This is a genomic window from Bacillus sp. XB1 (genome assembly GCF_053557995.1).
In genome coordinates this window covers 413,469-437,185 of record NZ_JBNRIL010000001.1, presented here as the reverse complement: position 1 = coordinate 437,185, position 23,717 = coordinate 413,469, and the positions used below count along the sequence as shown (strand labels likewise).

Below are 23,717 nucleotides of genomic sequence, written 5' to 3'. Positions count from 1 at the left end.
CCTTTTTGTTTATTAGTCTTTATACCAATTTCCCAACACGTCTCTAGGAATCTCCTTGAAATCCTTCAAAGAAACGGGGCCGACAAATTTTTTAATTCCATGTTTTTTAGAATTTTCATCCGAATAATCTTTTAAAAATTGAATTTTAAATTGTTTCTTACCATCGGCATAGTCGGTTACTGTCGGTACGATTGCCGCTTGTCGTATACCAAAAGTTTTATCTTCATACTTAACAAATTGTACATAAGATAATCCTCCAACTAATGTTTCTAATTTTTCTTGCGCAGAAATAAGATTTCCAAGAGAATAATAGATTAGCGTTTCATGTCCATCTTTATTTTGTTTCCACTCAATTGGTTGAATTACATGTGGATGATTTCCAATTACTACATCTACACCTAAATCTGTTAAATATTGAGCAACTTCTTTTTGTTGCTTTGAAGGTGTTGAGGTATATTCTACTCCCCAATGCACCATAACAATCACCATATCAGAGCTACTCTTTGCCTTTTCCACATCATTTTGTATCGCTTTTTTATCAATTAAATTTAAAGCCCAAGGCTTATCAGCTGGAATTTTAATTCCATTCGTACCATATGTATAATTTAGTAACGCAAAACGAATACCATTTTTTGTAATCGTTTTTATTTCATTACGCTCGTTTTTACTCTCATTAATACCTACCGGGATAACATCCGGATATTTCTTCCAGTATTCTCTTGTATTCGCAACACCTTTAATACCCATATCCATAGCGTGATTTGTCGCTTGCGTCACTATATTGAATCCAGTGTCCACTAAAGATTGGCCTACTTCTTCAGGTGTATTGAAAGTCGGATATCCCTGTACTTTTAAATTATTTCCGGCAATCGGAGTCTCCTGGTTCACTATAGCAAGATCACTTGATTTAACAGCTTTTTTGATATTTTCATAAATATAATTATAATCATATGAACCGTCTTTTTGTTTGCCATCTTTAATTACTGCGTCATGATATAAATTATCACCCGTAGCTATTAAATTCACAACCGATTGTACTTTTTTGTCTTCCGTAAAATTAGGAGACTGTTGGATAGGACTTTTATCTACCCAATTCGGTGCTTTTAACGATGTATCTATATTGGATTCAGCCGGTGGTAATGAAGCTTTAGACGTCTTAACATCTGTATTACCACAAGCGGTTAAAAGCACTAAAAAAATAAGACATACTAAAAAAAACTTTTTACTTCTCTGTAAAGTATCTAACATGTGATCCTCTTTTCTGTTTTATTCCTTATAACCAGTTCTAACAAATCATTCTTTAAAACAACGTATTTTGGTTTTACCCTTAATTATGGAAGGACACTCTGTTACACCTGCTTCGGAATATACTAATAATTGTTTTCCGCTTTCTAGCAATCTATCGATTCCATCAGAAGTGATAGGTTACTAGAAAAAGATGATCCATCAGGATGTCGACTAGTTTGATATACCTATTCCAATTGCAATAACTCGTTTAATATTTAAACAAGATAGGAGAATCGTTCATATAGCCTCTTCTCTCGCTTTATGTTTAAGGTGCCTCCAAAAAAGGGATCGTTGCTGTACCCCTTTACATAGTGCGAAATTTTTGTAACTAATTTCTTTCATTCAAGCGACAAACATTATACCGATAACAATAAGTAAGACCCAAGAACTTATTTTACCAATATACGAAAAAAGTAGCAATCTTTTGTCCCATATAAAGAAGCCCATTAGGAGAAATGAACGAGAGATTCATTCTATTCAATTCCTGCATTGATTAATAAAAAAACAAGCCACCCAACTATTGGATGGCTCTATACTATAAAGAGAATTTGTTATTGGATTACTTCAATTTCCCTTCAAAAACAATCTTCCTACCGCACGGTTCAACTACTGTTTTGCCGTCTTTTTTTACTTCATGAAAGATTGGCTCTTCCATACGACGAGACGGAGCGTAGCCTTCTTGTTCCATACGTGCTAAGCAGTCTGTAATTGTTTCATTTTCAAGTACTTCAAATTTCTTTTTATTAGGTTGTTTTGTCATGCCCTAACCTACTTTCTATTTTTCTTGATGCAAATTGATTTTTCATGTAGACCATATATAACATTGCGAGAATTCCCATTATAATCATAACCGCAATAAAAAAGCTTGTATACTGTATTTTTTCTATAAATACGCCGCCTAATACAGGTCCCATAATACTTCCTAAACTAAAAGCGATTCCGGATAATATATTACCTGCCGGTAGTAAATGTCTCGGTAATAAATCAGTCATAAATCCAAGCCCTAAAGAGAAGCACGATCCAATAACCATACCCGCTAAAAGCATGCAGGCAAAGACGATCCAGTAATATTGATCAAATACGGCGGCAAGTAGAAAAATGCCCGTACTTATGCTAAACGTCCACGTTAATATACGGTCCCTTCCGTATTTATCACTCAATATACCGAGCGGAATTTGTGTAATAATACCCCCAACTGCAAATGCTGGTAATAAGAAGGATACATCTGAAACAGACCACCCTTTACGAAGTGCGTATACTGGTAAGTTACTGTTTAGCATTGCTTCAAGTACGCCATATGCAAGTGGTCCTAGCAGTGCAATCCATCCTAATCCAACAACTTGTTTATAACGAGAAAATGATGATTCACTCTTTACTTCTCTTTCATCTTGCGCTGGGAATGCATTTTTTGTTGGAAGTAGTAAAAGCCAACCTATTAGACAAAGTATAGTAGATATAATAAATGGCGTTGCAAGACCGTACTGCACAGTGCTTGCTAAATACGGGCCAACGGCAAAACCAATTCCGAAGAATACACCGTATATCGATACTTGTCTCCCTATTTTACTTGGGTCTGATGTTGTCGTGATCCACGTTTGTGTTCCGACATGAAGCATATGATCTCCGACTCCAACTAGAAATCTAAGGATAAACCATACCCAAAACGAAAATGTTTGTGTAAAAAAGAATAATGAAATAATAACGAGAAACCCACCTATAACAATAATCGGCTTCATTCCAAACCTTTGCATCGGTTTTTCAAGAAACGGCGAAATGACTAATATCCCAATGTACAATGCCGTCGCATGAATACCATTAATACTTGAACTAACCCCTTCTTGTTCAAAAATCATTGCAATGGCCGGTAAGAGCATTCCTTGTGATAAACCCGAGATTGCTACAATCCCAACCATAATCCAAAAAGTAAAACGCATTGACATCCCTTTCCCTCTCCTTCTCACGCTTCCACTTTTCATTATAAACTGTTTCTGCAAATGCGTGTACGAATATTCGCAATAAAAAACAAGCTAAAAGAATGAATCTTTTAGCTTGTTACCTTATCCTTCCCAAACTTGTGCTTTCACATTGTTATGAAATTGCTTAAAGTATGGATGTTTATAAAAAGCAGTTTCATATAAGTATTGCTGTGCGTTAGCGATTGGTGGCTGCGGATATTGCATTTGTAAAGGAACTACAGCTGGCGAAACTTGCATATACAGCGGGTTTATCATCATTTTTGTATATGCGTAATGATTATATGGCGAATAAGCGATGAAAAATGGTTGATGCATTGATAATCTCCCCTTTTACCTACAATGTTATAGTATATGCAATACCTTTCATTTCGGGGATTATTTCTGTTCTAACCAATCCTCTACATGTTTTATAAATACATCTAAACAATCAATAAACGGCGAGTGTCCGCAATCTTCTAATACCTTCAACTCTGCATTTGGCAAATGTTTCGCTAATTCCTCACCGACTACTTGGGGTACGACATAATCTCTATCACCTTGTATGACGAGTGTTGGCGCTTTAATACGATGAATTTGCTTACTTCCCTCTACAACCCCATTATGTTCATCTGAAATATTAAATGTAATGAGCGCATAATTCACATCTACGAAATTACGTTGCGTTAACATATCATCTAAATACTTTTCATAACGGTCCGGTTCAGGTTGATTATGTGTATATATTAATAGATTCCATACTGTACGGTAATATAGTTTGTTCATATTTTTTATCGCGTCTAATACTGGAGTAATTTGTACTGGATCTTGCGCAATTTCTTCTTTCGTCTTTACTAAACTTGATACAATTGGCTGCCCATTCGTATCTTTTTTAAAGATTGGGTAACCTTTCATTCCTACTGATTCTACTAAAATTAACTTTTCTACAAAATTTGGGTGATTCGCTGTAAATTGCATCGCAACGCCACCGCCCATTGACCAGCCCATTAATGAGAATTTCTCTAGCTTTAACTCGTCGATAAATAATTTTACATCTTCTGCAAAGTCTTGTAATGAATCTATCGATTGATTATACGTTGATTGTCCAAACCCTCTTAAATCAAGAGCGTAAATATGGTATTGATCTTGCAACTTTTCAATAACTAAATCCCAATGTTGTGACGATGTCATGTTCCCGTGAATGAGTACAAGAATATCTGTATTTCGCCTTCCAACTTCCTGATATGCAATCGTTTCTCCGTTCGATAGTGAAACAAACTCCATTGTTGCAGGCTTAATCATCACAAGTTCCCCCATTCTATTTAATAGAAAGAAAATTCTTTACTTAATTAAAGAATAGCACGTAGAATGTACGTTCGCAACATAAAACCTATAAGAATTTTTTACATAAATCAACATGTCTATTACTAGACAATTATTATAAAAAAGTATATAGTTAGCTAGGTAACTAATTTGAAAGGATCAAAATACATGGACGAAAAACAACATTTTTTTCACATCGTCAGCCAGACTTCTCGAAAGTTTACGAAGAAATTTAATGAACGTGTATCTCCAACAGGGTTATTTAGTGCGCAATGGGCTGTTATTTTCCGCATTAATCAAACTGGTTCTTGTACGCAAACAGAATTGTGCCAGTATTTAAATGTTGAATCACCAACGATGACTCGTACGTTAACACGTATGGAAACGATGGGATGGATTATTCGTACAGAAGGTAAAGATCGCCGTGAGAAGCTCATTTCTTTATCCGAAACAGCGATAAAGATGATTCCAATATGGCAAGAAGAAGTTGATACTTTCGAAGAAAAAACGCTAGAAGGTATTAACGAAGATGATTTACATCAAGCATTTCAAGTGTTACAACAAATTATTAAAAATTTAGATTAAATTGGAGGGATGACGATGCAAAGTGAGAAACTTTGGACGAAGGATTTCCTCGGAACTTGTTTTAGTAGTCTATTTCTCTTCTTAACATTTTACATGCTTATGACTACTCTACCTGTCTATGTAATAGACGGCCTAAAAGGAAAACCTGAGGAAATTGGTTTAGTTGCAACTGTGTTTCTTATTTCTTCTGTTTTATGTAGACCATTCACAGGAAAATGGCTCGATGATTTAGGAAGAAAGAAAATATTATTTATTTCACTTTCATTATTTTTAGCCGCTACTGTTATGTATTTCGGTGCGCAAAGTTTATTCTTATTACTTGCCCTTCGCTTCTTACACGGTATTGGGTTCGGGATGGCAACGACAGCTACTGGTACGATCGTAACTGATGTTGCGCCAGCTCATCGACGAGGCGAAGCACTTGCATATTTCGGCGTATTTATGAGTCTGCCGATGGTAATTGGTCCTTTTTTAGGTTTAACAATTATTTCTCATTTTTCGTTTACTGTGTTATTTATCGTTTGTTCCGTATTTTCATTACTTGCATTTTTATTAGGACTACTTGTAGATATTCCACACGAAGCACCTGTTAGCAAACAAAAACGTGAAAAAATGAAATGGAAAGACTTAATCGAACCATCTTCTATTCCAATTGCACTTACAGGATTTGTTTTAGCCTTTTCTTATAGTGGTATTTTATCCTTTATTCCTATTTATGCGAAAGAACTCGGTTTAAGTGAAATTGCAAGTTACTTCTTTATTTTATACGCACTTGTTGTTGTCATTTCTCGTCCATTTACAGGAAAGATTTTTGATCGCTTCGGTGAAAATGTACTCGTTTACCCTGCTATCATTATTTTCACAATCGGAATGTTCATATTAAGCCAAGCACAAACTTCATTTTGGTTCCTTGGCGCAGGTATGCTAATCGGTTTAGGTTACGGAACATTAATTCCGAGTTTCCAAACGATTGCGATTTCTGCCGCTCCAAACCATAGACGTGGTTCTGCGACAGCTACGTATTTCTCATTCTTTGATAGTGGTATTGGCTTTGGTTCTTTCATTTTAGGTATTGTCGCAGCGAAATCCAGTTATCATAATATGTATTTTATCGCAGCTATTATCGTTGCGTTCACTTTACTTTTATATTATGGATTACACGGACGAAAACAAAAATTCAAGAAACAACCTACAGACGGAAAAATTTCCGCTTAACGTTAATAAGGAAAGTAAACTTCCCCGTTTACTTTCCTTATTTTGTATTTCTTTCAAGACGAGCGTATACTTATAGTAGAAATAAAAAGGAGGGCCATATATGAAACTAAAAAAATCTCCCCTACTCTTACTTATACTAACATTCATATTTGTAATTACAGGGCTTGGGTTTACTTACTTCAAACAAAATAAAACGACCCCATCAAAACATAATGTGACAAAAGAAAACTGGTTAAATGACCCTTACTTACGTTGGTCATATACCCATATGAAAGAATTCACTTTAGTTAATAACGTAAAAAACAATCCTGACCAAATTGCTCACTTCCCTTCCGCATTGCAAAACTTAGACGATTTTGCTGTGGAGCGTAGATTCGGAAATACAACTCCTCTAAAAAAACTTTTAGACGATAACAAAACAGATGCTTTTGTCGTTGTACATAATGGACAACTTGTTTACGAACGATATTTCAATGGGTATAAACAGAATGAACCTCATGGTATGGCATCATTAGCAAAAGTCTTTACCGGGGCAATTATACAATCTCTCGCTGAAGAAAAACGTATTGACTTAGAAAAAACAGCTGACACTTACATAAAAGAATTAAAAAACACACCGTTCGGTAATGCCACACTTCAGCAATTAATGGACATGCAAGTGTCAGCAGAATACCCGACCCACGGATATGAGCAGCCTGGGCTAGAAAATCAAGATGCACAATTATATTTAGCTAGCAATATTTTACCCCGCGGCAAAAACTACGACGGTCCGATGAAAATTTATGATATGTTACGAGAAGCCGAAGAAACTGCACCGCCTGGTTCTTCCTTTTCTTACAATAACGGATCAACAGAAACGCTCGCTTGGATTATTAGAACTATTACTGGTAAATCACTAGCTGAAAATGTAAGCGAACGAATTTGGTCTCAAATTGGTATGGAAGAAAACGCGTATTACGTTACAGATGAAACAAAAGTAGAACAAGCTAGTGCTGGATTAAATGCAACTGCTAGAGATATGGCGAGATTTGGGCAATTACTATTAAACAACGGGGAATATAATGGAAAACAAATTCTCCCTTCTTCTATTACTGAAGATATAAAAAATGTCCAAGAAGGTGAACTTGCAATTGGCCCTGGAGCTTCCATTTCTTATCATAATCAATGGTGGATTCCGCACAATGAACAAGGTGCTTGTGAAGTGTTAGGTAGTTACGGACAAACACTTTACATCGATCCGAAAGCAAATATGGTAATCGCCCACTTCTCTTCTAACGCAACGCCAAGTAATGAAATACATTCGGTTTACTCAAATATGTATGTTGCTATTGCACATTATTTAGAAAAGCTTCCACAGTAGTGGAAGCTTTTTCTTGTTGGGATATTTACATATTAGAAGATACTGAAAGAATAACTGCTTAAAACACGCCTATCAAAATTTATATAAGCAGTTTACATGTTTAATTAAGTGTTTAACTAATACATCCACACCTTTTGGAGAATTCGTTAAAACACTTCCCTTACAAAGATTGTCTGTTCATATTGGTCGAAAATTTCTTCTATAGATGAAAATAAAGTTTCTTCCGGGATGATGAACTTTATTTTTTGACCATTTTTTAACATAAAGGAAATTGTTCCATTATCATTAAAACCTGTATGAAACGTTCCTCGTTTATTTAATACTACCTCTTCAATTGTATTTATTTCAATTGAAAAGTTATTCTTTAATTGCAAGAGTTCATGTACATCGCCAGTATGTATTTTTGTATCTATTTCAGTTTCTAAGTTTAATTGTTTTTTCTCAATTTTTTTGAACCAGAGCAAAAACAATAGCTCTGAAATACCAGGTAATTGTTTTTTATAAGCATGTCGACTATGAAACTGTCCGCCAATCTTTATAAAATATATACAGTCACCTGTAATAAAAACTTTATAATACATATCTGCCGTAAACATTTTAGGCTTTAAAAGATAAAAACTTTTGATCATAATTCCCCCATCAATTTTAAATGTATTTGTATAAACATTTTTAGCTAGATTTGTGCTAAAACATATTTCTCATGTAATACAACACTATTGTATTGAATCTCCTCTCCCTTTGCAACAGTTGCTTTGAAGCCAGCTAGTAACCTTTCTCTATACTATCCCTATAAGTGCTACCCCATTTCCAACCGTTTTCTTCTAGTATATTAAAAGCAGAATCTGATACAAGGCTCTATATCAACCTATCAATAAATTATCACCCTATAAATATCTGAATTTTCTTTATATTAGAGGTTATCTCCCAAACAACCTCGAATAATTGTAATACATATACATAAGGAGGCTGATCTATTTTGTTTCGTTCCTTTACAAATGGTTGCGTCGCCTTAGTGCAACGCTTCTTGCCAGAACCGTTTATTTTATCATGTTTACTAACTGTTTTTGTTATCTTCTTTGGTATGTTTGCGACTCACCAAACCCCTGTAGAAATGATTAATCACTGGGGTAATGGAATTTGGGGACTCCTCGCCTTTTCTATGCAAATGGCACTTGTACTCGTGACTGGATCTGCTTTAGCAAATGCTCCTCTTATTAAAAAGGGATTAACGAAAGCTGCCAGACTACCAAAAACGAATGGACAAGGCATTATTGCCATTTCAATTGTAAGTTTACTTGGTGCATACATAAACTGGGGCTTTGGAATTGTTGTATCTGTTTTATACGCAAAAGAAGTGGCAAGGCAGCTGGACGGATTAGATTATAGACTAGCAATCGCCTCTTCTTACTCTGGATTTCTCATTTGGCATGCGGGTCTTTCTGCCTCTATCCCTCTTACGTTAGCAACAGGCGGTGAAACGTTAATTAAAACGACTGCTGGAAGTATTAAAGAGGCGATTCCAATAACAGAAACGTTATTCTCACCATACGCTCTCGTTCCAGTTATTATTTTTCTCATTACGATGCCTCTCATTAATAAGGCGATGCATCCAGATGAAAAACATACGATCACTGTAGATCCTAGCGTGTTCCATGAAGAAGCCGCTGCTCAAGAAGTAGAAAAAAATACATTCGCTGAAAAGATGGAAAATAGCATTATTATTACACTTTTCGTTGGATTGTTAGGTCTCATTTATATTTTCAATTACTTTTATACGAAAGGTTTTAACCTTACTCTCGATATCGTGATTTTCATGTTATTAATTGCAGGTCTTATTTTCCACAGTACTCCGATTCAGTATATTCGCGCTTTTTCAGACTCTACGAAAAGTGCTTCTGGCATTTTACTTCAATTTCCGTTTTACGCAGGAATTATGGGCATGATGATTGGAGCAAATAGTGAAGGACTTTCACTTGGAGGAGCTATTTCTAATTTCTTTATTAGCATTTCAAATGAAACGACTTTTCCGCTCTTTACATTTTTAAGTGCTGGCATTGTTAACATTTTCGTTCCATCTGGCGGCGGTCAATGGGCTGTGCAAGCACCAATTATGATTCCAGCTGGCGCTGAACTTGGTGTACCTGCTGCAAAAACAGCAATGGCAATTGCATGGGGCGATGCTTGGACGAATTTAATTCAACCTTTCTGGGCATTACCAGCATTAGCGATAGCTGGTTTAGGTGCTCGTGACATTATGGGATTTTGTGTTGTGAACTTACTATATGCGGGTTTTATCATTAGTCTATGCTTCTTATTTATTTAAACGAAAAGCTAGTTTTATACTAGCTTTTTTACATAATAAATCACTTATTTCCCATGCAATTTATAATCTTCTCCCACTCTATCTCCGTAAGATGTAATGACTCAAATGCAAAAAAATCTTCGCAAATTTTTCCGATCAAGTGTAGATGTTCACTCAAAAAATTCCACTGTAACGCTTTAGGAAGAAAATATGTTTCATATTCTTTACTTCCCCGTACTACCTCATCAACTTCTCTTTCACAAATTCCTCTTATCAAGTAGTCATTTCTTAACTCTATTTGAATTTGCTGAAATGTTTTACTACATTTTTTCAATTGAAGTAAACACGTAACATACTTCCGAAAAAGTTCGCCGTCATACTGAATACAGTTTATAATACGGTCGACTTCATTCATAATGTACGAGCCTTTTCTTCTATTTGTAATAACCATTTTTCACGCTTTGATACTTTACTCGTTTTCACAGATTGAAACACTGAACGTTTTATATCGCGAATGCCACAAAAACGTAAAACACCTCTCTTCATCATAATCCAATCTGCTGATCGATATAATAGTGCGACGTACCATAGGGGCGAGTCTAACTTATTAATAACCCATGCTTTTTTCCCTTGCAATAATCCTTTCGACAGAGCCCCTTCATATTTATAAGCAAATCCAGCTACGAAAATACGATCGATAAATCCTTTTAAAATTGCTGGCATCCCCCACCACCATATTGGATAGATGAATAAAAGTGTATCTACTTCTTCTACTAACGTTCTGTACCGAGCTGTTTCTTCTTCATTTACTAAATCACGTCTTTTCTTCTCTTCATTAAATACGAGGACTGGATCAAATTGTTCTTTGTATAAATCAAGCAGCGTAACTGAATGATTTGTTTCCGGTAGTCCTTTTTGCACATGATTGAAAATCGCCGCGTTAAAACTTGAAGGATTAGGATGAGCGTATACAATTAGTACGTTCACTACATAACAACTCCCTCTATACATTAAAGTTTCTCCTTCTTTAACATCTTCTCTACAATTTGCACGTTTTTCGAACTTTGCAATAATCGATTCAATAATATAAGTAATTCTTCTTTTTCTAAATCTTTCAGTTTCTCTTTAACTGCACTCTCACCAGCACCTTGAATATCATAAACAACTGCCGCCATATGCTTACAAAGATTCTCATATGGACATTCGCAGCTACTTTCTGAAAAATCTTCGAGATCGATAACTACTTCATAATTTCCTGCATTTCCAGTAACGAAAGCAAACACTTTTTTATCATGTATTTCAACATCTTCTACATGTCCATCTTCATAATATTCATATCCCTTATCTACAATGTACTTTGGGATCCATTTCGTTATATCTTTTAATAAGTAAGCGTACATAATTGTACCCCTTCCTTTAATTCCCTTTTGACTTCAAAAATCCTGTATGTTATTCTAATAACTGTCAAATAGCAAGTCTATATGACAAAACGACTGACACCTATTCGGCGAAGGTGTCTCTTTTCATTTGCAGCCGATATGAATTGCCTCTTTCAGGCACATTCAATTTTTGACACTACACACTCAACACCATTCCCTGTATCAGGCTGCTTTAGCAGTCTTTTACTCTACATACTCCGTTATTTTAAGAAAAAAAGAGAGCTTAGCTCCCTTTTCTCGCCTTATACAATACCCCTTTTTCAGCATAGAGATATTCATCAGCTAATGTAATTTTCCCATCCAGTTTTAGTTCGTCTAATAATCTTGATAAATAAAATTGATGCAACATCTTTTTCGTGAATTTTCCTTCATGATGCGAAACGATATGTTCTTGAATATCTAACAATGATATCGGCTTATCTTGCTCTATCATATATTCATAAACTGTACTACGCAGTTTTACGTATTTTTCGAGTGTCACAGTAATGCGCAACCCCTTTCTTCTTAATATAAATTTTCGTAATCGGTTTTTTTGCAATAAAAAAACCTCTCCGATAAGAAGAAGTTACGTATATATCTTCGTCTTATCTCCCAGAACAAATATGTTCTGCTGGAATTAGCACCTGCATCGCGGTTGCTGGGTTTCATCGGGCCAGTCCCTCCACCTCTCTGGATAAGAAAATATTCACTTAATTCTTACTATACGTAATTCCACTTTAATTGTCAAATAAATATAACAAATTATATTTTCTTCCTTACTGTTCATACTACCCATATACGAACACGCAAGGAGGATTATGAAATGCATCAAAATGCTCGCGGATATGTACAAGATTCTTTTCAATCATTACAAGAAGCTAAAAATTGTTTAGAAGAAGCGCTCGAAACAGTTGAAAAAGATTTTAATCGCGCTCGTATTGAACAATCACTTTATGCTGTTGAACAAGCTATTCAACGTTGCGAGTACACCGTTCACATTTTAGAAAAAGATTAAAAACTTCCCATCAATTGATGGGAAGTTTTTTCAAATGGCATACTTCATAATTATTGCCGTTATAATTAAAAAATATACAGAATTAGCAATTTCTAAAATTCCTACTTTTATAATAGAAATTTTTTTGCCATACAACACAATTGCTCGAATGACACTTGGTATAAAAATAAGAGAACACCAGGGATTAATCACAAATATGATTATTGTTAATACGATATGATATCCCCAAGATATAAGACGATACTTCGGGTTATTTTTTTCACGAATCATCGTTTTCACATAGAACGTACTACCTAAAAAGTATAAAAATGAAATAAGTGCAATGAATATAGCTGTATGATCGATTTGCTTCATTGAAAAGGAATAACTAATTAATCCACCGATACAAAACACAATAATCGCACAAATATCATTTAATAGTGCTCTTTCATTTTTTTGACGAGCGTAATACATATTCACTATAAATAATGGAATCATTACTATTACGAATAAAAGAATTCGCCACTCATATAATAAAGAAATCATCCCAAATAGGAACGCAATGCTGAAATAAACAATGGCAGCTTGTAAAAACTCTTTTTTTCGTCTTTGCTTTATGTATGTAAGAAATGGATACGTGGCTAAATAGATAAAAAACCACGCTAAAAACAATGGAATATGATAAATAGTAGGTTTCCCAAGTATGACACTTAATAAAAAAGGAATAACAAGCATAGCCCATGCACCATGTTGCTTCGGAATAACTAACTTCATTAACTATACACCTCCCTTTTGAAAAAAGTTCTCACCTACCATTATACAAATAATTTTATATAATAACGGATGTATATTAAATCGATTTTTTGACAAAAAAATGCTCCTTACAATATGTAAGAAGCATGAAAGAGGCAAACGAATATGTAAGTCGCGACCCTACCTTATATGAGTATGCTTTTCTATGTCACGTTATGCTCATCTAATATACCGTATTTCTTTTTAAATCTTGTAAGAATCGTAATCCATGAAGTACTAAATAGTAATAAGAAAATAACATTCGAAATCGCATGGCTCAAATCAAAGTAAAAACTTGCGATATAATACGAAATGACAGTTTCCCACGTTGCTTCTCGTATAAAACCGAGAAGGCCCCAGAAATTCATAATCCAGCCAAATAAAAAGCCAACAATTACTCCGTAAAGAAGTCTTCCCCATAGCTTTTTCATAAAAAATGTATTACGAAGTAAACCTGCTATAAAACCAATCATACCCCACGAAAACATTTGCCACGGTGTCCATGGACCTTGTCCTAAAAAAATATTAGATACGATTGCTGCTGTAGCACCAATCATAAAACCAGTTTCACTTCCAAATACAATTGCAGAAACGATAATGACAAAAGAAGTTGGTTGTACACTTGGTAAAATAGAAAATGGCACCCGGCTTACTGCTGCAATTGCCGCTAATACAGCAACGAGAACAATTTCACGTGAAACAAACGCCTTTCTTTCAAAACGGATATAGAAAGGTAACATAATAACCGCTAATATAAACAAACTACTTAACATGTAATAACCGTCCATGACAAGTGTCGTAAAGAGTAATGTGCCGATTATTACTGCAAAGATACATATTATGAATGCAACATATCGTTTGGACAAGCTTCGTACACATCCTCCCACGTTAATGCATATGGCAATTCTTTTCGAATGAATCGGTTAATAGATGTTGTATAAAAGAAGTTGCCGCTAAAAAATTCTTTCGGTGCATCATTCATAATGACTGTTCCATCAAATAACATCATACATTGATCAACGTATTTCGCTGCAAATTCAATGTCATGCGTCGCCATTACAATTGTTGTTCCTTCTTTTTGTAGCTTCCTAAATAGCTCTCCTACTCTTTCTTTCTTCCATGGATCTAACCCCTTTGTCGGTTCATCCAGTAATAATAAAGTCGGCTTTGATAATAACGTCGTACATAACGCAAGTAATTGTTGCTCTCCTCCGCTACAATCGTGCGGATGGCGTTCTTTAAGCGAATACAACCAAAACTGTTTTAGCCTATCTTCTGCTATTTCTTTTCCTTGTTCTCCGTATAATTCACGTGCACGTTCATAAACCTCGTCCCATACTGTATCAAATGTAAAATGATAATACGGATGCTGCGATACATACCCAATACTTTTAAATCGTTCTTTCGAATCAATTTTATGTATCACTTTTCCGTTCCACTTTACTTTCCCTCTTCTCGCTTTTTGTAATCCTGCTAAAATCGTTAACAGTGTAGACTTACCTGTACCGTTCTTCCCAACGAGCGCTACCCATTTTCCTTTTTCAATCGAAACTGATAAATCACGTAAAATAAGCGGACTATTTTTTTCATATTGGAACGAAATATGCTCTGCGCTTAAAATTACCTCTTGCTTTTCACTTTGTGCTATTGGCTCATTTACATATGATATCGCTGCAAAATCATTCATTTTCATTTGCGCCTCTCGCACTGTAAACGGAATATCTCTCACATTCCACTCTAAAAATAGCCTTGGAATTTGCGGAATAAATGGACGGAATGTTTCTACTCCCCACATATCCGTAATAACAATTTTAGGACTACCATCATACATAATACGGCCATTATCCATACAAACAACGCGTGTTGCAAGCGGGATAACTTCATCTAAACGATGTTCACTTAAAATAATCGTAATTCCAAGTTCTTCATTAATCCGTTTTAATAATCCTAAAAACTCTTTTGCAGCGATTGGATCTAACTGCGCTGTCGGTTCATCTAATAATAGCAATTTCGGCTGCATAACTAATACCGCAGCTAAATTAACAAGTTGCTTTTGCCCACCAGATAACGTGTGAACAGATTGATGCAATAAATCTTGAAATCCTAAAAAGCTAATAAGCTCTGCTATTCTTTTTTGAATAATATGTGATGGTAATCCGATATTTTCTAAAGAAAATGCTAATTCTTGAATCACTGTATCCATAACGATCTGATTTTCTGGGTTTTGAAATACCATCCCAATTTCTTGGGCAGATAACAAATCAGCTACTTCCTCTATTAAAACACCCTCATAAAATATCTCTCCAGAACGCGTACCAATTGGAAGTAACTCCTTTTTAAAATGTTTTAATAAAGTCGTCTTCCCAGATCCCGATCCTCCAGCAAGTGCAATAAACTCACCTTTTTGAACAGAAAGAGAAATATGCTGTAACGCGTATTCGTTTTCATCAGCATATACAAATGATAAATTGTTTATTTCTGCATGCGCCACCATATCCATTCTCTCCCTTCCATTATGATTGGTAAACTAATAAACATCGTTAATACGACAAACATCATCCCATCGTATTGCTGAAATAGAATCGATTCGACTTTCGGATAAATAATCAATTTCCCCCCGCCATAATTACTACATATAATAGCAGCTATAAATAAAATGATTAAATAACTGAGCGTATACCAATCGCGCCTTTCCATTCTATAGCGAATATACGTCGTACGCTTCGTTACACCAAATCCACGAGCTTGCATAGAATCTGCCGTTTGCAGTGCATCTTCTAATGAACAAATTAATAATACTTGCAGCAATTGCATACCATTTTTGACGCGTTCAATTATCGAACCTGAATCTACCTGCACACCTTTCGTCTTTTGAACGAGTGTGATTTTCTTTAATCGCCTCATAAACAAAGGAACAAATCTCACTGTAATCATCGTTAACAATGCAACTTTCGGTGAAATTCTTGAAAACAAATATAAAAATTTATGACTGGAAATAATATCATTGTATGACGCAAACGTAAACATAACTGCAACTAGTAATAACCCCATTACTATTCCAAACATAATCGCCTCAAGCTTAATACGGCTATCACCTAACCAAAATAACGTAGTTCGACCTCTATGCGTTAATAACGAATTAAATAAAATTACCATAAAGAAGAAAACAATTGTGCTCGGTAGCATCTTTCTTATCTTTTCGCTATTTCCTTGCATCACATTTAACATAATAATTAATACTATTGCTCCAATTAAAAAAAGAGGATGAAGACACATCGTACATAGTATCATCACCCCGATATAATAGAAAAAATTCACAAAAGGATGTAAAGAAGAAAAACTTATTTTCATAGCCCTTTACCGAATGCCTTTCTTATTGTAATACGTATACCCACTCAATTGTATCTCCTGGTTTTACCGTAGCTACACCAGCACTATGGTTTGGAAAAGCACCGTTCACACGATATTTCCATCCACTAGTATCCGCAATATCTTTTTCATATAAATCATTAATACCTTTTACATAAATACTATCTCTAGATCCGCTTGCATCAACATCTAATCCTGTACGTTGTAATACTTTATACACAGTATCGCCATCTTGTACATCCATCTTTTTCGCACCCATTATATATCCGTTATTTCCTTTTACCGAGATTGTTACTTGTTTTGCTTGCGGTTTCGGTACTGGTACTGGATCTGGTTTTGGTGGTTCAGGTTTTGGTACTGCCGGAGTCGGTATCGTTTTCTCCTCTTTATTCGGATCAACTTTTTGCTCCTGCTTCGGTGTTTCTTTCGGCTGATTCACAACCTTTGCTTCTTCTTTTACTTCTGGTGCTTTCGGTTGTTGTTTCTCTTCTTGTACTTGTTGCTGCTCTGGTTGCTTATTTACAGCAGGTTGCTCTTTCGGTTGTTCCTGTTGTTTCTCTTCTTTCTTTACCTCTGATTGTGCCTGCGGCTTTTCCTCTTTCGGCTTCTCTTCTACTTTTTGTTCTTGTTTCTCTTTCTGCTCTTCTTGCTGCTTTTGCTCTGATTCAGCTTGCTTTTCTTCTGTTTTTTCTTCCGGCTTCGCTTCATCTTTTTGTTCTTCTTGTTTCGCTACCTCTTCTTGCTTCGGTTCTACCTTCTTCTCAGGCTTTACAGCTGCCTCTTCACATCCGGCAAGTAGCCCGAGCGAAAGCAGTAAAGAAATGAACCATTTCACCTTACTCATCCTATCTCTCACCTTTCATACGAAAATTAGGAGCAAATATTTGCTCCTAATTTTTTGTTAAGCTGCTTTACGTCTCCATAATACATATGCAGAAGCAATACATAATACACCCATACCTACTTCTGTTGCTGCACTATGAGAAGATGCTCCTGTTTTTGGTAGACTGTTACCGTTTCCGATTTTTTTATTCTTAACCGGTTCGTTATCTACAACTACTTTTAGATTTTCATCTTTTGTTTCTTGTTGTACTTGGTCTTGTTCTTTCGGTTCTTCAGTAACTTCTTTTTCTACTACATTATTTTCTGGTTCAACGACCTTTTCTGGCTCTTCAATCGGTTTTGGCTTAATTACATCACCAGCGTCTACATTAGACCAATCATAAATAGATTTTCCCATTTCCTTAAATTGAAGTAATGCTAAAAGAGCCTGTTCTGTAGCCATTCCGTTACCATTTTGATCACTTGGTAACCATTTAAATTCACCATTTGAAAGTTGATATGATAATAGGTTTTGCATTGCCTTATGAAGACGATTTTGATCTACATCTTTAACAAGCGATAATCCAATAATTGCTTGCGCAGTACTATTTGAATTTTCTTGTCCATCAGCTGAAAAACCGCCATTTTGCAGCTGTTCGTTATATAAATACGCAACAGCTTTTTGTATAGCTGGTTTCACATCTGATCGCTCTTGATAAGGAGCTAATGCTGATAAAACCATACCTGTTACATCAACGCTACTAGCACTATCTTTACTACCTGAACTATTATAAGTCCATCCACCGTCTGTATGCTGATTATTTAACAGTGCTTCCACTAGAGCAACTCTGTTCCATTTTGATTCAACTGGAATCTCATACTTCTTCGTATCAAATGCAAGTAAAGCAAATGCATAACCTGTAACAGAATTCACTTTATCTGACTCATACAATTTTTGAACTAAATTATGTCCACCTACATTTTTAGGGTCTGCACTCATTGCATTCATCATAATAATTGTTCTAGCTAAATCTGTCGCTGAAAAACGATTAATGCGCTTTTCTACTTTTTCAGTTACTGACTTAACATAATTTAATTTTGCCTCAATTGGCACATTCTTTCCAGAACGAGAAAGCGCTACAGCTACCCAATCACTTTCAATTCCATCTTGTAACATCTTGTCTGATGTTTTAGAAATGGCTTCATTTAATTGTGCACTTGGAACTTGAATGTTCTCTTGCTGTGGTTGTTCTGGTTTTTCCCCATTTGGCGTTTTACCGTCTTGGTCACCTTGGTTTTTCCCATCTGGTTTTTCACCGTCTTGGTCACCTTGGTTTTTCCCATCTGGTTTTTCACCGTCTTGATCACCTTGGTTTTTCCCATCTGGTTTTTCACCGTCTTGATTACCTTGGTTTTTCCCATCTGGCGTTTTACCGTCTTGGTCACCTTGATTTTTCCCATCTGGTGTTTTACCGTCTTGACCTTCTGGTTTTGGTTCTTCTGTTTTGCCACCGTTAGGTTCTTCTGTTTTACACGTCCCGAACTTATCTAACGTTTCTTTCAATGTTTCCTGGCTTATATTGCTCCAGTCTGAAACAAAGCGAAAGACAACAACATCTCCAGATTTTAATTTATAACTATCTGCTCCGACTTCTGCAGACTTATCATTTACATCATACAGCCAAGCACTTGTAGCCCCGGCCATTAAACCATCGATGCCTTTTACATATGTTCCAAACGACATCGTTTCAGATTCTACCTTGTCCCCCATGACCTTTTGCAGCAAACTTAAAGCTGTTTCCCCATCTTTAATTTGCTCTTCTTTCGGACATAACATAATGCCTTTTTGTGATTCCCCAATAATTGCAAGTTTTGCTGTATTTTCTTCAGCAAACGTAATATGTACTGTATTCGCAAAAGAAACAAATACAAGTGTCACTGCCATTAACGACGTAAGCAGCCACTTTTTCAACATTGCCATCCCAAAATTTCCTCCCTTACTACCATTTACACAAAAAAAGGCCCTTCAAGGGCGTGCGATTGACACTCTCTTTTTGTAAGTGTCGAACAAAAATGTACAACACCTCCTACCCGCATTATTCGCGGCTATATTTGTATAGGAAAAATAATTTTGTTTATGAACGTATCATTGTGATAACATTCACTTTTCTTGGCACAACTTACTCCCATTTAAGTTATCGTAAAAAGATAAACCTATACATTCTGTAAATTTTAAATTTCTGTATTATTTTACTATTGACAAAGAATTTTGTCCATGCTTTATCGGATTTATTTTCTAAGAATAATAACTTATTAACTCTTAACTATGTAAACTCTTTTCACTAATAATGACGCCATCTTCATCCGCATAAACATATTCATTTGGATTCCAATCCACTTGTCCAAAATGCAATGAAATATTTCGTTCTCCTTTTCCTTCTTTCACACTTCTATTTGGCATTGTCCCTAACGCTAAAATACCAATATTAATATTCTTTAGTTCACTAGAATCACGAACATACCCATTCACAATAATTCCTGCTAGCTTTCTTTCTTCCGCAATAGCTGCCAAATTATCACCAAGTAACGCACAATTCCTAGACGCTCCGCCATCAACAACTAATACTGTTCCTTCTGGTAATGTTTGCAATCCTTCCTTCACTAGTACATTATCATCTTTCACTTTTACAGTTGCAATTTTCCCGTGGAATTGTTCTTTCTTCCCAAAAGACCGAAAAGACTGGCGACATATTTGTAATTCCTTTTCAAACTCATCACATAGATCTGTAGTTTTCCACATCTTGTTCCCTCTTTTCCTTTTTCTTTCTACATAACATATTCTTGGCTTATTATCGTTTCCCTGTCTAATATTGCAATAATTTGTATGTACGGGAAAAGGATACAAAAACTATTGCCTTAAGAAGCTACCTTTATTATAATCTATTTCACAGATTGAATTCAGAATATTAAAATTAATAAAGTGAAGAAGGAGGAATTTTATGCAAATACAAACTGAGGCAAAAAAACAACCTAGTAAACAAAAGTTTAAAATGCCTGATGCGTACGTACTACTATTTTTTATTGCCTTACTTTGCGCCATTGCTACGTATTTCGTTCCTGCTGGAGAATTTAAAAGAGTTACAAACGGGACCGTTACAACGACAATACCGGGAAGCTATCATTCTGTTCCGCAATCACCTGTAGGATTTGTTTCTTTTTTTACCGCTATTGAAAAAGGAATGACACTTGCTGCTCCGATCATCTTTTTAATTTTATTTACAGGCGGTGCCATTGCCATTCTTGAAAAAACAGGTGCTCTTGACGGTTTAATCTATCATGTTATTAACAAATTTCGTAATCAGCAATTACTTTTCATTTGTATCGTTGCCGCACTTTTTTCTATTCTCGGAACGACTGGCATTATCGTTAATTCAGTTATCGGTTTTATCCCCATCGGTATCATCGTTGCACGCACATTAAAATGGGACGCTATCGTCGGTGTAGCAATTATTTATTTAGGCACTTATACTGGTTTTAACGCTACTATTTTATCCCCCTCACCTTTAGGCATTTCACAAAAGATCGCAGAACTTCCGATGTTTTCGGGAATTGGTTTACGCACAGCTATCTATATATCTTTTTTACTTGCCACTATCCTTTATATTAATTGGTATGTAAAGCGCTTGAAAAAATCGAATAAAGGAAGCATTCTTGGCGATAACTGGTTTCCAAGTAACGCTCTTTCAAGCGAAAAGGAAGCAGAGAAAAAAGAAGTTCCTTGGACGATACGTCATAAATTAATTTTACTCGTTTCAGCTTTATCATTAATTGCATTTTTAATAGGCGCTTTTCGTCTACATTGGACGGACGCAGAAATGACCGCTACTTTTATTTTCATAGCAATTACAGCCGGAATAATAGGTGGCATGAAAGCAAACGATATCGCTTCTACTTTTCTAGCGGGCTGCCAAAATCTCATATATGGTGCTTTAATCGTCGGAATGGCTCGCTGTATTTCAGTCATTTTAGAACAAGGAAAATTACTTGATACAATCGTTAACCAGCTCGCACAGTCTCTTGAAGGACAAAGCCCTGTATTTGGCGTTATCGGTATGTACGTAAGTAGTGCTGCATTACATTTCCTTATTTCATCCGGGACAGGAGAATCGGTTATTTTTATTCCGATATTAGCTCCATTAGCTGATTTCATGCACATTACACGCCAAGTTACAGTACAGGCTGTTATGCTCGGCGAGGGTGTAGTAAACTGCCTTAATCCAACTTCCGGTGTTTTAATGGGCGTTCTCGCAGCAAGCGGGATTTCTTATGGAAAATGGATTCGTTTCATGGCTCCACTTGCACTCATTTGGTTTATCATAGGACTTGTTTTTCTTATTGTTGGGGTGAATATTGAGTGGGGACCTTACTAAATACTTAACTTGATAAATAAGTACTATCGTTCCATATAAATATCTATTCTATTTCCCTCACTAGTCCTATAAAAATCATTTATTCTAGTAAAAATATAAGAAGGGATTGATCATAATGATCAATCCCTTTTATCAAAATATAATACCTTTAAAGATCTTAGTTCCAGATTTTATTTACCCATTCAGGATGATCAATAAAAGGATTGCGGTTATGTTGATATTTTGTAAAAATCACTTCATTACGCTTTCGCTCTAAATCATCGACCGGGTCTTGTTCATTCCATTTTAATAAGACAGATAGTTTCCCCATGTATGGATCTTTATTGTTATTTACTTTTTCATTCAGTTCTAAATCTATTTCGCCGTTGTCTCCCTCGTAACGAACAGCCATATAAAACAGCATTCTAGCAATATCTCCTTTTACACTATCACGAGGTTCCCAAGAATCACTATCATATTTACACTCTGTCGCTTCAGAATGATTCACACCACCATTATCAAAATCTAGATTTCCACGTGAACTATTTACAGATACATCCGTCGCTCTTAAATGATGTAGATCTGTTCCAGGTCCTGCAGTCGTTCCAAAGTCACCGTGAGATTTTGCCCAAACATGCTCTCGGTTCCAGTTATTTACTCCTGATCCATTCGTAAGTTTCCCTTGCGAACGACCAGTATATAAGAGTATCACATTATTTTTATTATTTGGGTCCTCATCAGTATCTCTTAGCGCTTCCCAAACCGCACTGTATGATAGCTTTGTATGATTATCAATAATATTATGCAGTTCCTTCTTTAATTCTAAACCCGTTTTTCCTATTGCGTTATTATAATATGTATCGTCATAATTTTTCACAATAATCTCTTGTGCTGATGCAGAAGCTACTTCACCGTGTATAGTATCTGTGAATGATAGAGATGCAGAACCTAAAATAAAAAATGAAGACAGTGTAATCATAGCAAGCTTTGTATTTCGAAACTTCATATACCCATTTCCCCTTTAAAATATAATTTGAAGCTATTCACTAAAAAATGCTTTCTAACTCCCGAAACCTTTTAGAAACCCCTACCCCTTTTCTGTTTATTTAATACAAGACTCTATCCAGTCTGTATCACTTCTAAACTTTTTATTTATTCACATTCCAAACAATTTCACTTTTAACAAGAAATATCCTTCTCCTATAAAGATTATTAAAATATTCTTTACAATTTAAAAGTAGTTTAATATTAACTTATAAATTTAAATTTATTTATGCAATAATGCATATTTGATAAATACTTTAAAAAACAGTTTGAATAAAATGCATTCAAAGAAAACCGTGCCACAAAACAGATACAATCTAAGACAGAAATAATAAAAATCAAGATGATAGCTCGACTTTTCCCTTTTCCATAACTGTCTTTATTTTTGTGTAAAACCTTTCTTTCCCTGAATAATACGCACAAAAATAGATTGGATACCATGTAGGCACCAATCTATTTTAATTAAAGAAACTGTGTCAATTCTGCGTTCACAACACGTTGTGCAGTAATAATAACATTTTCAGCTGTTAGTCCATAAACACTATATAGTCCACCAGGTTGATTAGGAACAATTTGAACTTCATATTCAAATGCTTGTCCAAAAGTAGGATGAACTAAACTTAGAGTTGCAAAAGTAGAAGCATTAGAATTCACATTGAAGTTTACCTGTTCAATTAATACTAATGAACCGTCAAGTCTAAAAACTCTAGCTACTCCAGTAAGTGGGCCCGCAGTACGGTTAAGGATTTTCACCCTAACTCTATTTGCATTAGCAGGTTGATTTCCTACGTTTTCAATTGGTCCTGTAGTAAGAGCCATATAACATCACCTCCATTATATTATTA

Annotated in this window: 25 protein-coding genes and 1 riboswitch; of the genes, 6 read left to right on the top strand and 19 right to left on the bottom strand. The window is 35.4% G+C overall.

Features of this window, described 5'->3' with window-relative positions; all coding sequences use genetic code 11:
• Positions 1–12: 12 nt before the first annotated feature.
• The 5 genes from ACK1U5_RS02175 to phaZ all read right to left on the bottom strand — a co-directional run bounded on the left by ACK1U5_RS02175 (position 13) and on the right by phaZ (position 4,541).
• Positions 13–1,248 (bottom strand): CapA family protein, encoded by a 1,236-nt coding sequence (locus ACK1U5_RS02175; RefSeq protein WP_069604646.1) that lies wholly within the window; start codon positions 1,246–1,248, stop codon positions 13–15.
• Between the two features lie 598 nt (positions 1,249–1,846).
• Entirely contained in the window at positions 1,847–2,047 is a 201-nt protein-coding gene (locus ACK1U5_RS02170; RefSeq protein ID WP_000166303.1) for an NETI motif-containing protein, read from the bottom strand.
• Positions 2,031–3,227, bottom strand: coding sequence for an MFS transporter (locus ACK1U5_RS02165; RefSeq protein ID WP_000062798.1), 1,197 nt, complete (start codon positions 3,225–3,227; stop codon positions 2,031–2,033). The genes ACK1U5_RS02170 and ACK1U5_RS02165 overlap by 17 nt, the downstream gene beginning before the upstream one ends.
• A gap of 117 nt (positions 3,228–3,344) precedes the next feature.
• Positions 3,345–3,578, bottom strand: a complete 234-nt coding sequence (locus ACK1U5_RS02160; protein WP_000554161.1) for a hypothetical protein — start codon at positions 3,576–3,578, stop codon at positions 3,345–3,347.
• Between the two features lie 60 nt (positions 3,579–3,638).
• Positions 3,639–4,541, bottom strand: a complete 903-nt coding sequence (gene phaZ, locus ACK1U5_RS02155; RefSeq protein ID WP_069604647.1) for an intracellular short-chain-length polyhydroxyalkanoate depolymerase — start codon at positions 4,539–4,541, stop codon at positions 3,639–3,641.
• Positions 4,542–4,730: 189 nt separating this feature from the next.
• On the opposite strand from phaZ, the gene ACK1U5_RS02150 reads away from it, so the two are divergent.
• The 3 genes from ACK1U5_RS02150 (at position 4,731) to ACK1U5_RS02140 (ending at position 7,722) form a co-directional block, all read left to right on the top strand.
• The gene (locus ACK1U5_RS02150; RefSeq protein WP_000343675.1) at positions 4,731–5,147 is read left to right on the top strand and encodes a MarR family winged helix-turn-helix transcriptional regulator; all 417 of its coding nucleotides are present in this window, start codon (positions 4,731–4,733) and stop codon (positions 5,145–5,147) included.
• A 15-nt stretch (positions 5,148–5,162) separates the two neighbouring features.
• Positions 5,163–6,362, top strand: coding sequence for an MFS transporter (locus tag ACK1U5_RS02145; RefSeq protein ID WP_001190318.1), 1,200 nt, complete (start codon positions 5,163–5,165; stop codon positions 6,360–6,362).
• 100 nt (positions 6,363–6,462) lie between these two features.
• On the top strand, positions 6,463–7,722 hold the full coding sequence (locus ACK1U5_RS02140) for a serine hydrolase domain-containing protein (protein WP_044584690.1): 1,260 nt from the start codon (positions 6,463–6,465) through the stop codon (positions 7,720–7,722).
• Between the two features lie 146 nt (positions 7,723–7,868).
• On the opposite strand, the gene ACK1U5_RS02135 is transcribed toward ACK1U5_RS02140, so the two are convergent.
• Positions 7,869–8,351: a hypothetical protein gene (locus tag ACK1U5_RS02135; protein ID WP_000597312.1), complete on the bottom strand. Its 483-nt coding sequence runs from the start codon at positions 8,349–8,351 to the stop codon at positions 7,869–7,871.
• 347 nt (positions 8,352–8,698) lie between these two features.
• Here ACK1U5_RS02135 and ACK1U5_RS02130 point away from each other — a divergent pair, with 347 nt between their 5' ends.
• Positions 8,699–10,045: a short-chain fatty acid transporter gene (locus tag ACK1U5_RS02130; protein ID WP_069604648.1), complete on the top strand. Its 1,347-nt coding sequence runs from the start codon at positions 8,699–8,701 to the stop codon at positions 10,043–10,045.
• Between the two features lie 40 nt (positions 10,046–10,085).
• Here ACK1U5_RS02130 and ACK1U5_RS02125 read toward each other — a convergent pair whose 3' ends face one another.
• From ACK1U5_RS02125 to ACK1U5_RS02110, 4 genes are all read right to left on the bottom strand, one after another.
• Entirely contained in the window at positions 10,086–10,439 is a 354-nt protein-coding gene (locus tag ACK1U5_RS02125) for a group-specific protein (RefSeq protein WP_069604649.1), read from the bottom strand.
• Positions 10,436–11,011 carry an NAD(P)H-dependent oxidoreductase gene (locus tag ACK1U5_RS02120; protein ID WP_448814763.1) on the bottom strand — a complete coding sequence of 192 codons (576 nt, stop codon included), beginning with the start codon at positions 11,009–11,011 and terminating at the stop codon, positions 10,436–10,438. The genes ACK1U5_RS02125 and ACK1U5_RS02120 overlap by 4 nt, the downstream gene beginning before the upstream one ends.
• Before the next feature lie 23 nt (positions 11,012–11,034).
• Positions 11,035–11,424 carry an SWIM zinc finger family protein gene (locus ACK1U5_RS02115; protein ID WP_000271521.1) on the bottom strand — a complete coding sequence of 130 codons (390 nt, stop codon included), beginning with the start codon at positions 11,422–11,424 and terminating at the stop codon, positions 11,035–11,037.
• Between the two features lie 262 nt (positions 11,425–11,686).
• Entirely contained in the window at positions 11,687–11,944 is a 258-nt protein-coding gene (locus ACK1U5_RS02110) for a hypothetical protein (protein WP_000171476.1), read from the bottom strand.
• Positions 11,945–12,044: 100 nt separating this feature from the next.
• Positions 12,045–12,143, bottom strand: a riboswitch (SAM riboswitch).
• Positions 12,144–12,265: 122 nt separating this feature from the next.
• On the opposite strand from ACK1U5_RS02110, the gene ACK1U5_RS02105 reads away from it, so the two are divergent.
• Positions 12,266–12,457, top strand: coding sequence for a hypothetical protein (locus ACK1U5_RS02105; RefSeq protein WP_000554032.1), 192 nt, complete (start codon positions 12,266–12,268; stop codon positions 12,455–12,457).
• A 30-nt stretch (positions 12,458–12,487) separates the two neighbouring features.
• On the opposite strand, the gene ACK1U5_RS02100 is transcribed toward ACK1U5_RS02105, so the two are convergent.
• From ACK1U5_RS02100 to rraA, 7 genes are all read right to left on the bottom strand, one after another.
• A complete protein-coding gene (locus tag ACK1U5_RS02100) occupies positions 12,488–13,210 on the bottom strand; it encodes a YwiC-like family protein (RefSeq protein WP_000779978.1) in 723 nt (240 codons plus the stop codon).
• 182 nt (positions 13,211–13,392) lie between these two features.
• Positions 13,393–14,094, bottom strand: a complete 702-nt coding sequence (locus ACK1U5_RS02095) for an ECF transporter S component (RefSeq protein WP_000044901.1) — start codon at positions 14,092–14,094, stop codon at positions 13,393–13,395.
• Positions 14,067–15,728, bottom strand: a complete 1,662-nt coding sequence (locus tag ACK1U5_RS02090) for an ABC transporter ATP-binding protein (protein ID WP_061139082.1) — start codon at positions 15,726–15,728, stop codon at positions 14,067–14,069. Before ACK1U5_RS02090 ends, ACK1U5_RS02095 begins: the two co-directional genes overlap by 28 nt.
• Positions 15,701–16,579, bottom strand: a complete 879-nt coding sequence (locus tag ACK1U5_RS02085; protein WP_044584695.1) for an energy-coupling factor transporter transmembrane component T — start codon at positions 16,577–16,579, stop codon at positions 15,701–15,703. The genes ACK1U5_RS02090 and ACK1U5_RS02085 overlap by 28 nt, the downstream gene beginning before the upstream one ends.
• A 22-nt stretch (positions 16,580–16,601) precedes the next feature.
• Complete coding sequence (locus ACK1U5_RS02080; RefSeq protein WP_000048895.1) at positions 16,602–17,441, bottom strand: DUF4430 domain-containing protein; 840 nt, start codon at positions 17,439–17,441, stop codon at positions 16,602–16,604.
• A gap of 57 nt (positions 17,442–17,498) precedes the next feature.
• Positions 17,499–19,400 (bottom strand): DUF4430 domain-containing protein, encoded by a 1,902-nt coding sequence (locus ACK1U5_RS02075; RefSeq protein WP_061139081.1) that lies wholly within the window; start codon positions 19,398–19,400, stop codon positions 17,499–17,501.
• 339 nt (positions 19,401–19,739) lie between these two features.
• Positions 19,740–20,219, bottom strand: a complete 480-nt coding sequence (gene rraA / locus ACK1U5_RS02070) for a ribonuclease E activity regulator RraA (RefSeq protein ID WP_000266033.1) — start codon at positions 20,217–20,219, stop codon at positions 19,740–19,742.
• A 199-nt stretch (positions 20,220–20,418) separates the two neighbouring features.
• Between rraA and ACK1U5_RS02065 the strand changes: the two genes are divergently transcribed.
• Positions 20,419–21,849, top strand: a complete 1,431-nt coding sequence (locus tag ACK1U5_RS02065; protein WP_069604965.1) for a YfcC family protein — start codon at positions 20,419–20,421, stop codon at positions 21,847–21,849.
• Positions 21,850–22,006: 157 nt separating this feature from the next.
• Here ACK1U5_RS02065 and ACK1U5_RS02060 read toward each other — a convergent pair whose 3' ends face one another.
• Entirely contained in the window at positions 22,007–22,834 is an 828-nt protein-coding gene (locus ACK1U5_RS02060; RefSeq protein ID WP_000672200.1) for an endonuclease I family protein, read from the bottom strand.
• 500 nt (positions 22,835–23,334) lie between these two features.
• Complete coding sequence (locus ACK1U5_RS02055; RefSeq protein ID WP_001229425.1) at positions 23,335–23,691, bottom strand: hypothetical protein; 357 nt, start codon at positions 23,689–23,691, stop codon at positions 23,335–23,337.
• Positions 23,692–23,717: the final 26 nt, after the last annotated feature.

Bases quoted from the DNA above. Each gene is read 5' to 3' on its own strand.
- ACK1U5_RS02175 (WP_069604646.1), bottom strand. From the start codon at position 1,248: ATGTTAGATACTTTACAGAGAAGTAAAAAGTTTTTTTTAGTATGTCTT.
- ACK1U5_RS02170 (WP_000166303.1), bottom strand. From the start codon at position 2,047: ATGACAAAACAACCTAATAAAAAGAAATTTGAAGTACTTGAAAATGAA.
- ACK1U5_RS02165 (WP_000062798.1), bottom strand. From the start codon at position 3,227: ATGTCAATGCGTTTTACTTTTTGGATTATGGTTGGGATTGTAGCAATC.
- ACK1U5_RS02160 (WP_000554161.1), bottom strand. From the start codon at position 3,578: ATGCATCAACCATTTTTCATCGCTTATTCGCCATATAATCATTACGCA.
- phaZ (WP_069604647.1), bottom strand. From the start codon at position 4,541: ATGATTAAGCCTGCAACAATGGAGTTTGTTTCACTATCGAACGGAGAA.
- ACK1U5_RS02150 (WP_000343675.1), top strand. From the start codon at position 4,731: ATGGACGAAAAACAACATTTTTTTCACATCGTCAGCCAGACTTCTCGA.
- ACK1U5_RS02145 (WP_001190318.1), top strand. From the start codon at position 5,163: ATGCAAAGTGAGAAACTTTGGACGAAGGATTTCCTCGGAACTTGTTTT.
- ACK1U5_RS02140 (WP_044584690.1), top strand. From the start codon at position 6,463: ATGAAACTAAAAAAATCTCCCCTACTCTTACTTATACTAACATTCATA.
- ACK1U5_RS02135 (WP_000597312.1), bottom strand. From the start codon at position 8,351: ATGATCAAAAGTTTTTATCTTTTAAAGCCTAAAATGTTTACGGCAGAT.
- ACK1U5_RS02125 (WP_069604649.1), bottom strand. From the start codon at position 10,439: ATGAATGAAGTCGACCGTATTATAAACTGTATTCAGTATGACGGCGAA.
- ACK1U5_RS02115 (WP_000271521.1), bottom strand. From the start codon at position 11,424: ATGTACGCTTACTTATTAAAAGATATAACGAAATGGATCCCAAAGTAC.
- ACK1U5_RS02105 (WP_000554032.1), top strand. From the start codon at position 12,266: ATGCATCAAAATGCTCGCGGATATGTACAAGATTCTTTTCAATCATTA.
- ACK1U5_RS02100 (WP_000779978.1), bottom strand. From the start codon at position 13,210: ATGAAGTTAGTTATTCCGAAGCAACATGGTGCATGGGCTATGCTTGTT.
- ACK1U5_RS02090 (WP_061139082.1), bottom strand. From the start codon at position 15,728: ATGGATATGGTGGCGCATGCAGAAATAAACAATTTATCATTTGTATAT.
- ACK1U5_RS02085 (WP_044584695.1), bottom strand. From the start codon at position 16,579: ATGAAAATAAGTTTTTCTTCTTTACATCCTTTTGTGAATTTTTTCTAT.
- ACK1U5_RS02080 (WP_000048895.1), bottom strand. From the start codon at position 17,441: ATGAGTAAGGTGAAATGGTTCATTTCTTTACTGCTTTCGCTCGGGCTA.
- ACK1U5_RS02075 (WP_061139081.1), bottom strand. From the start codon at position 19,400: ATGGCAATGTTGAAAAAGTGGCTGCTTACGTCGTTAATGGCAGTGACA.
- rraA (WP_000266033.1), bottom strand. From the start codon at position 20,219: ATGTGGAAAACTACAGATCTATGTGATGAGTTTGAAAAGGAATTACAA.
- ACK1U5_RS02065 (WP_069604965.1), top strand. From the start codon at position 20,419: ATGCAAATACAAACTGAGGCAAAAAAACAACCTAGTAAACAAAAGTTT.
- ACK1U5_RS02060 (WP_000672200.1), bottom strand. From the start codon at position 22,834: ATGAAGTTTCGAAATACAAAGCTTGCTATGATTACACTGTCTTCATTT.
- ACK1U5_RS02055 (WP_001229425.1), bottom strand. From the start codon at position 23,691: ATGGCTCTTACTACAGGACCAATTGAAAACGTAGGAAATCAACCTGCT.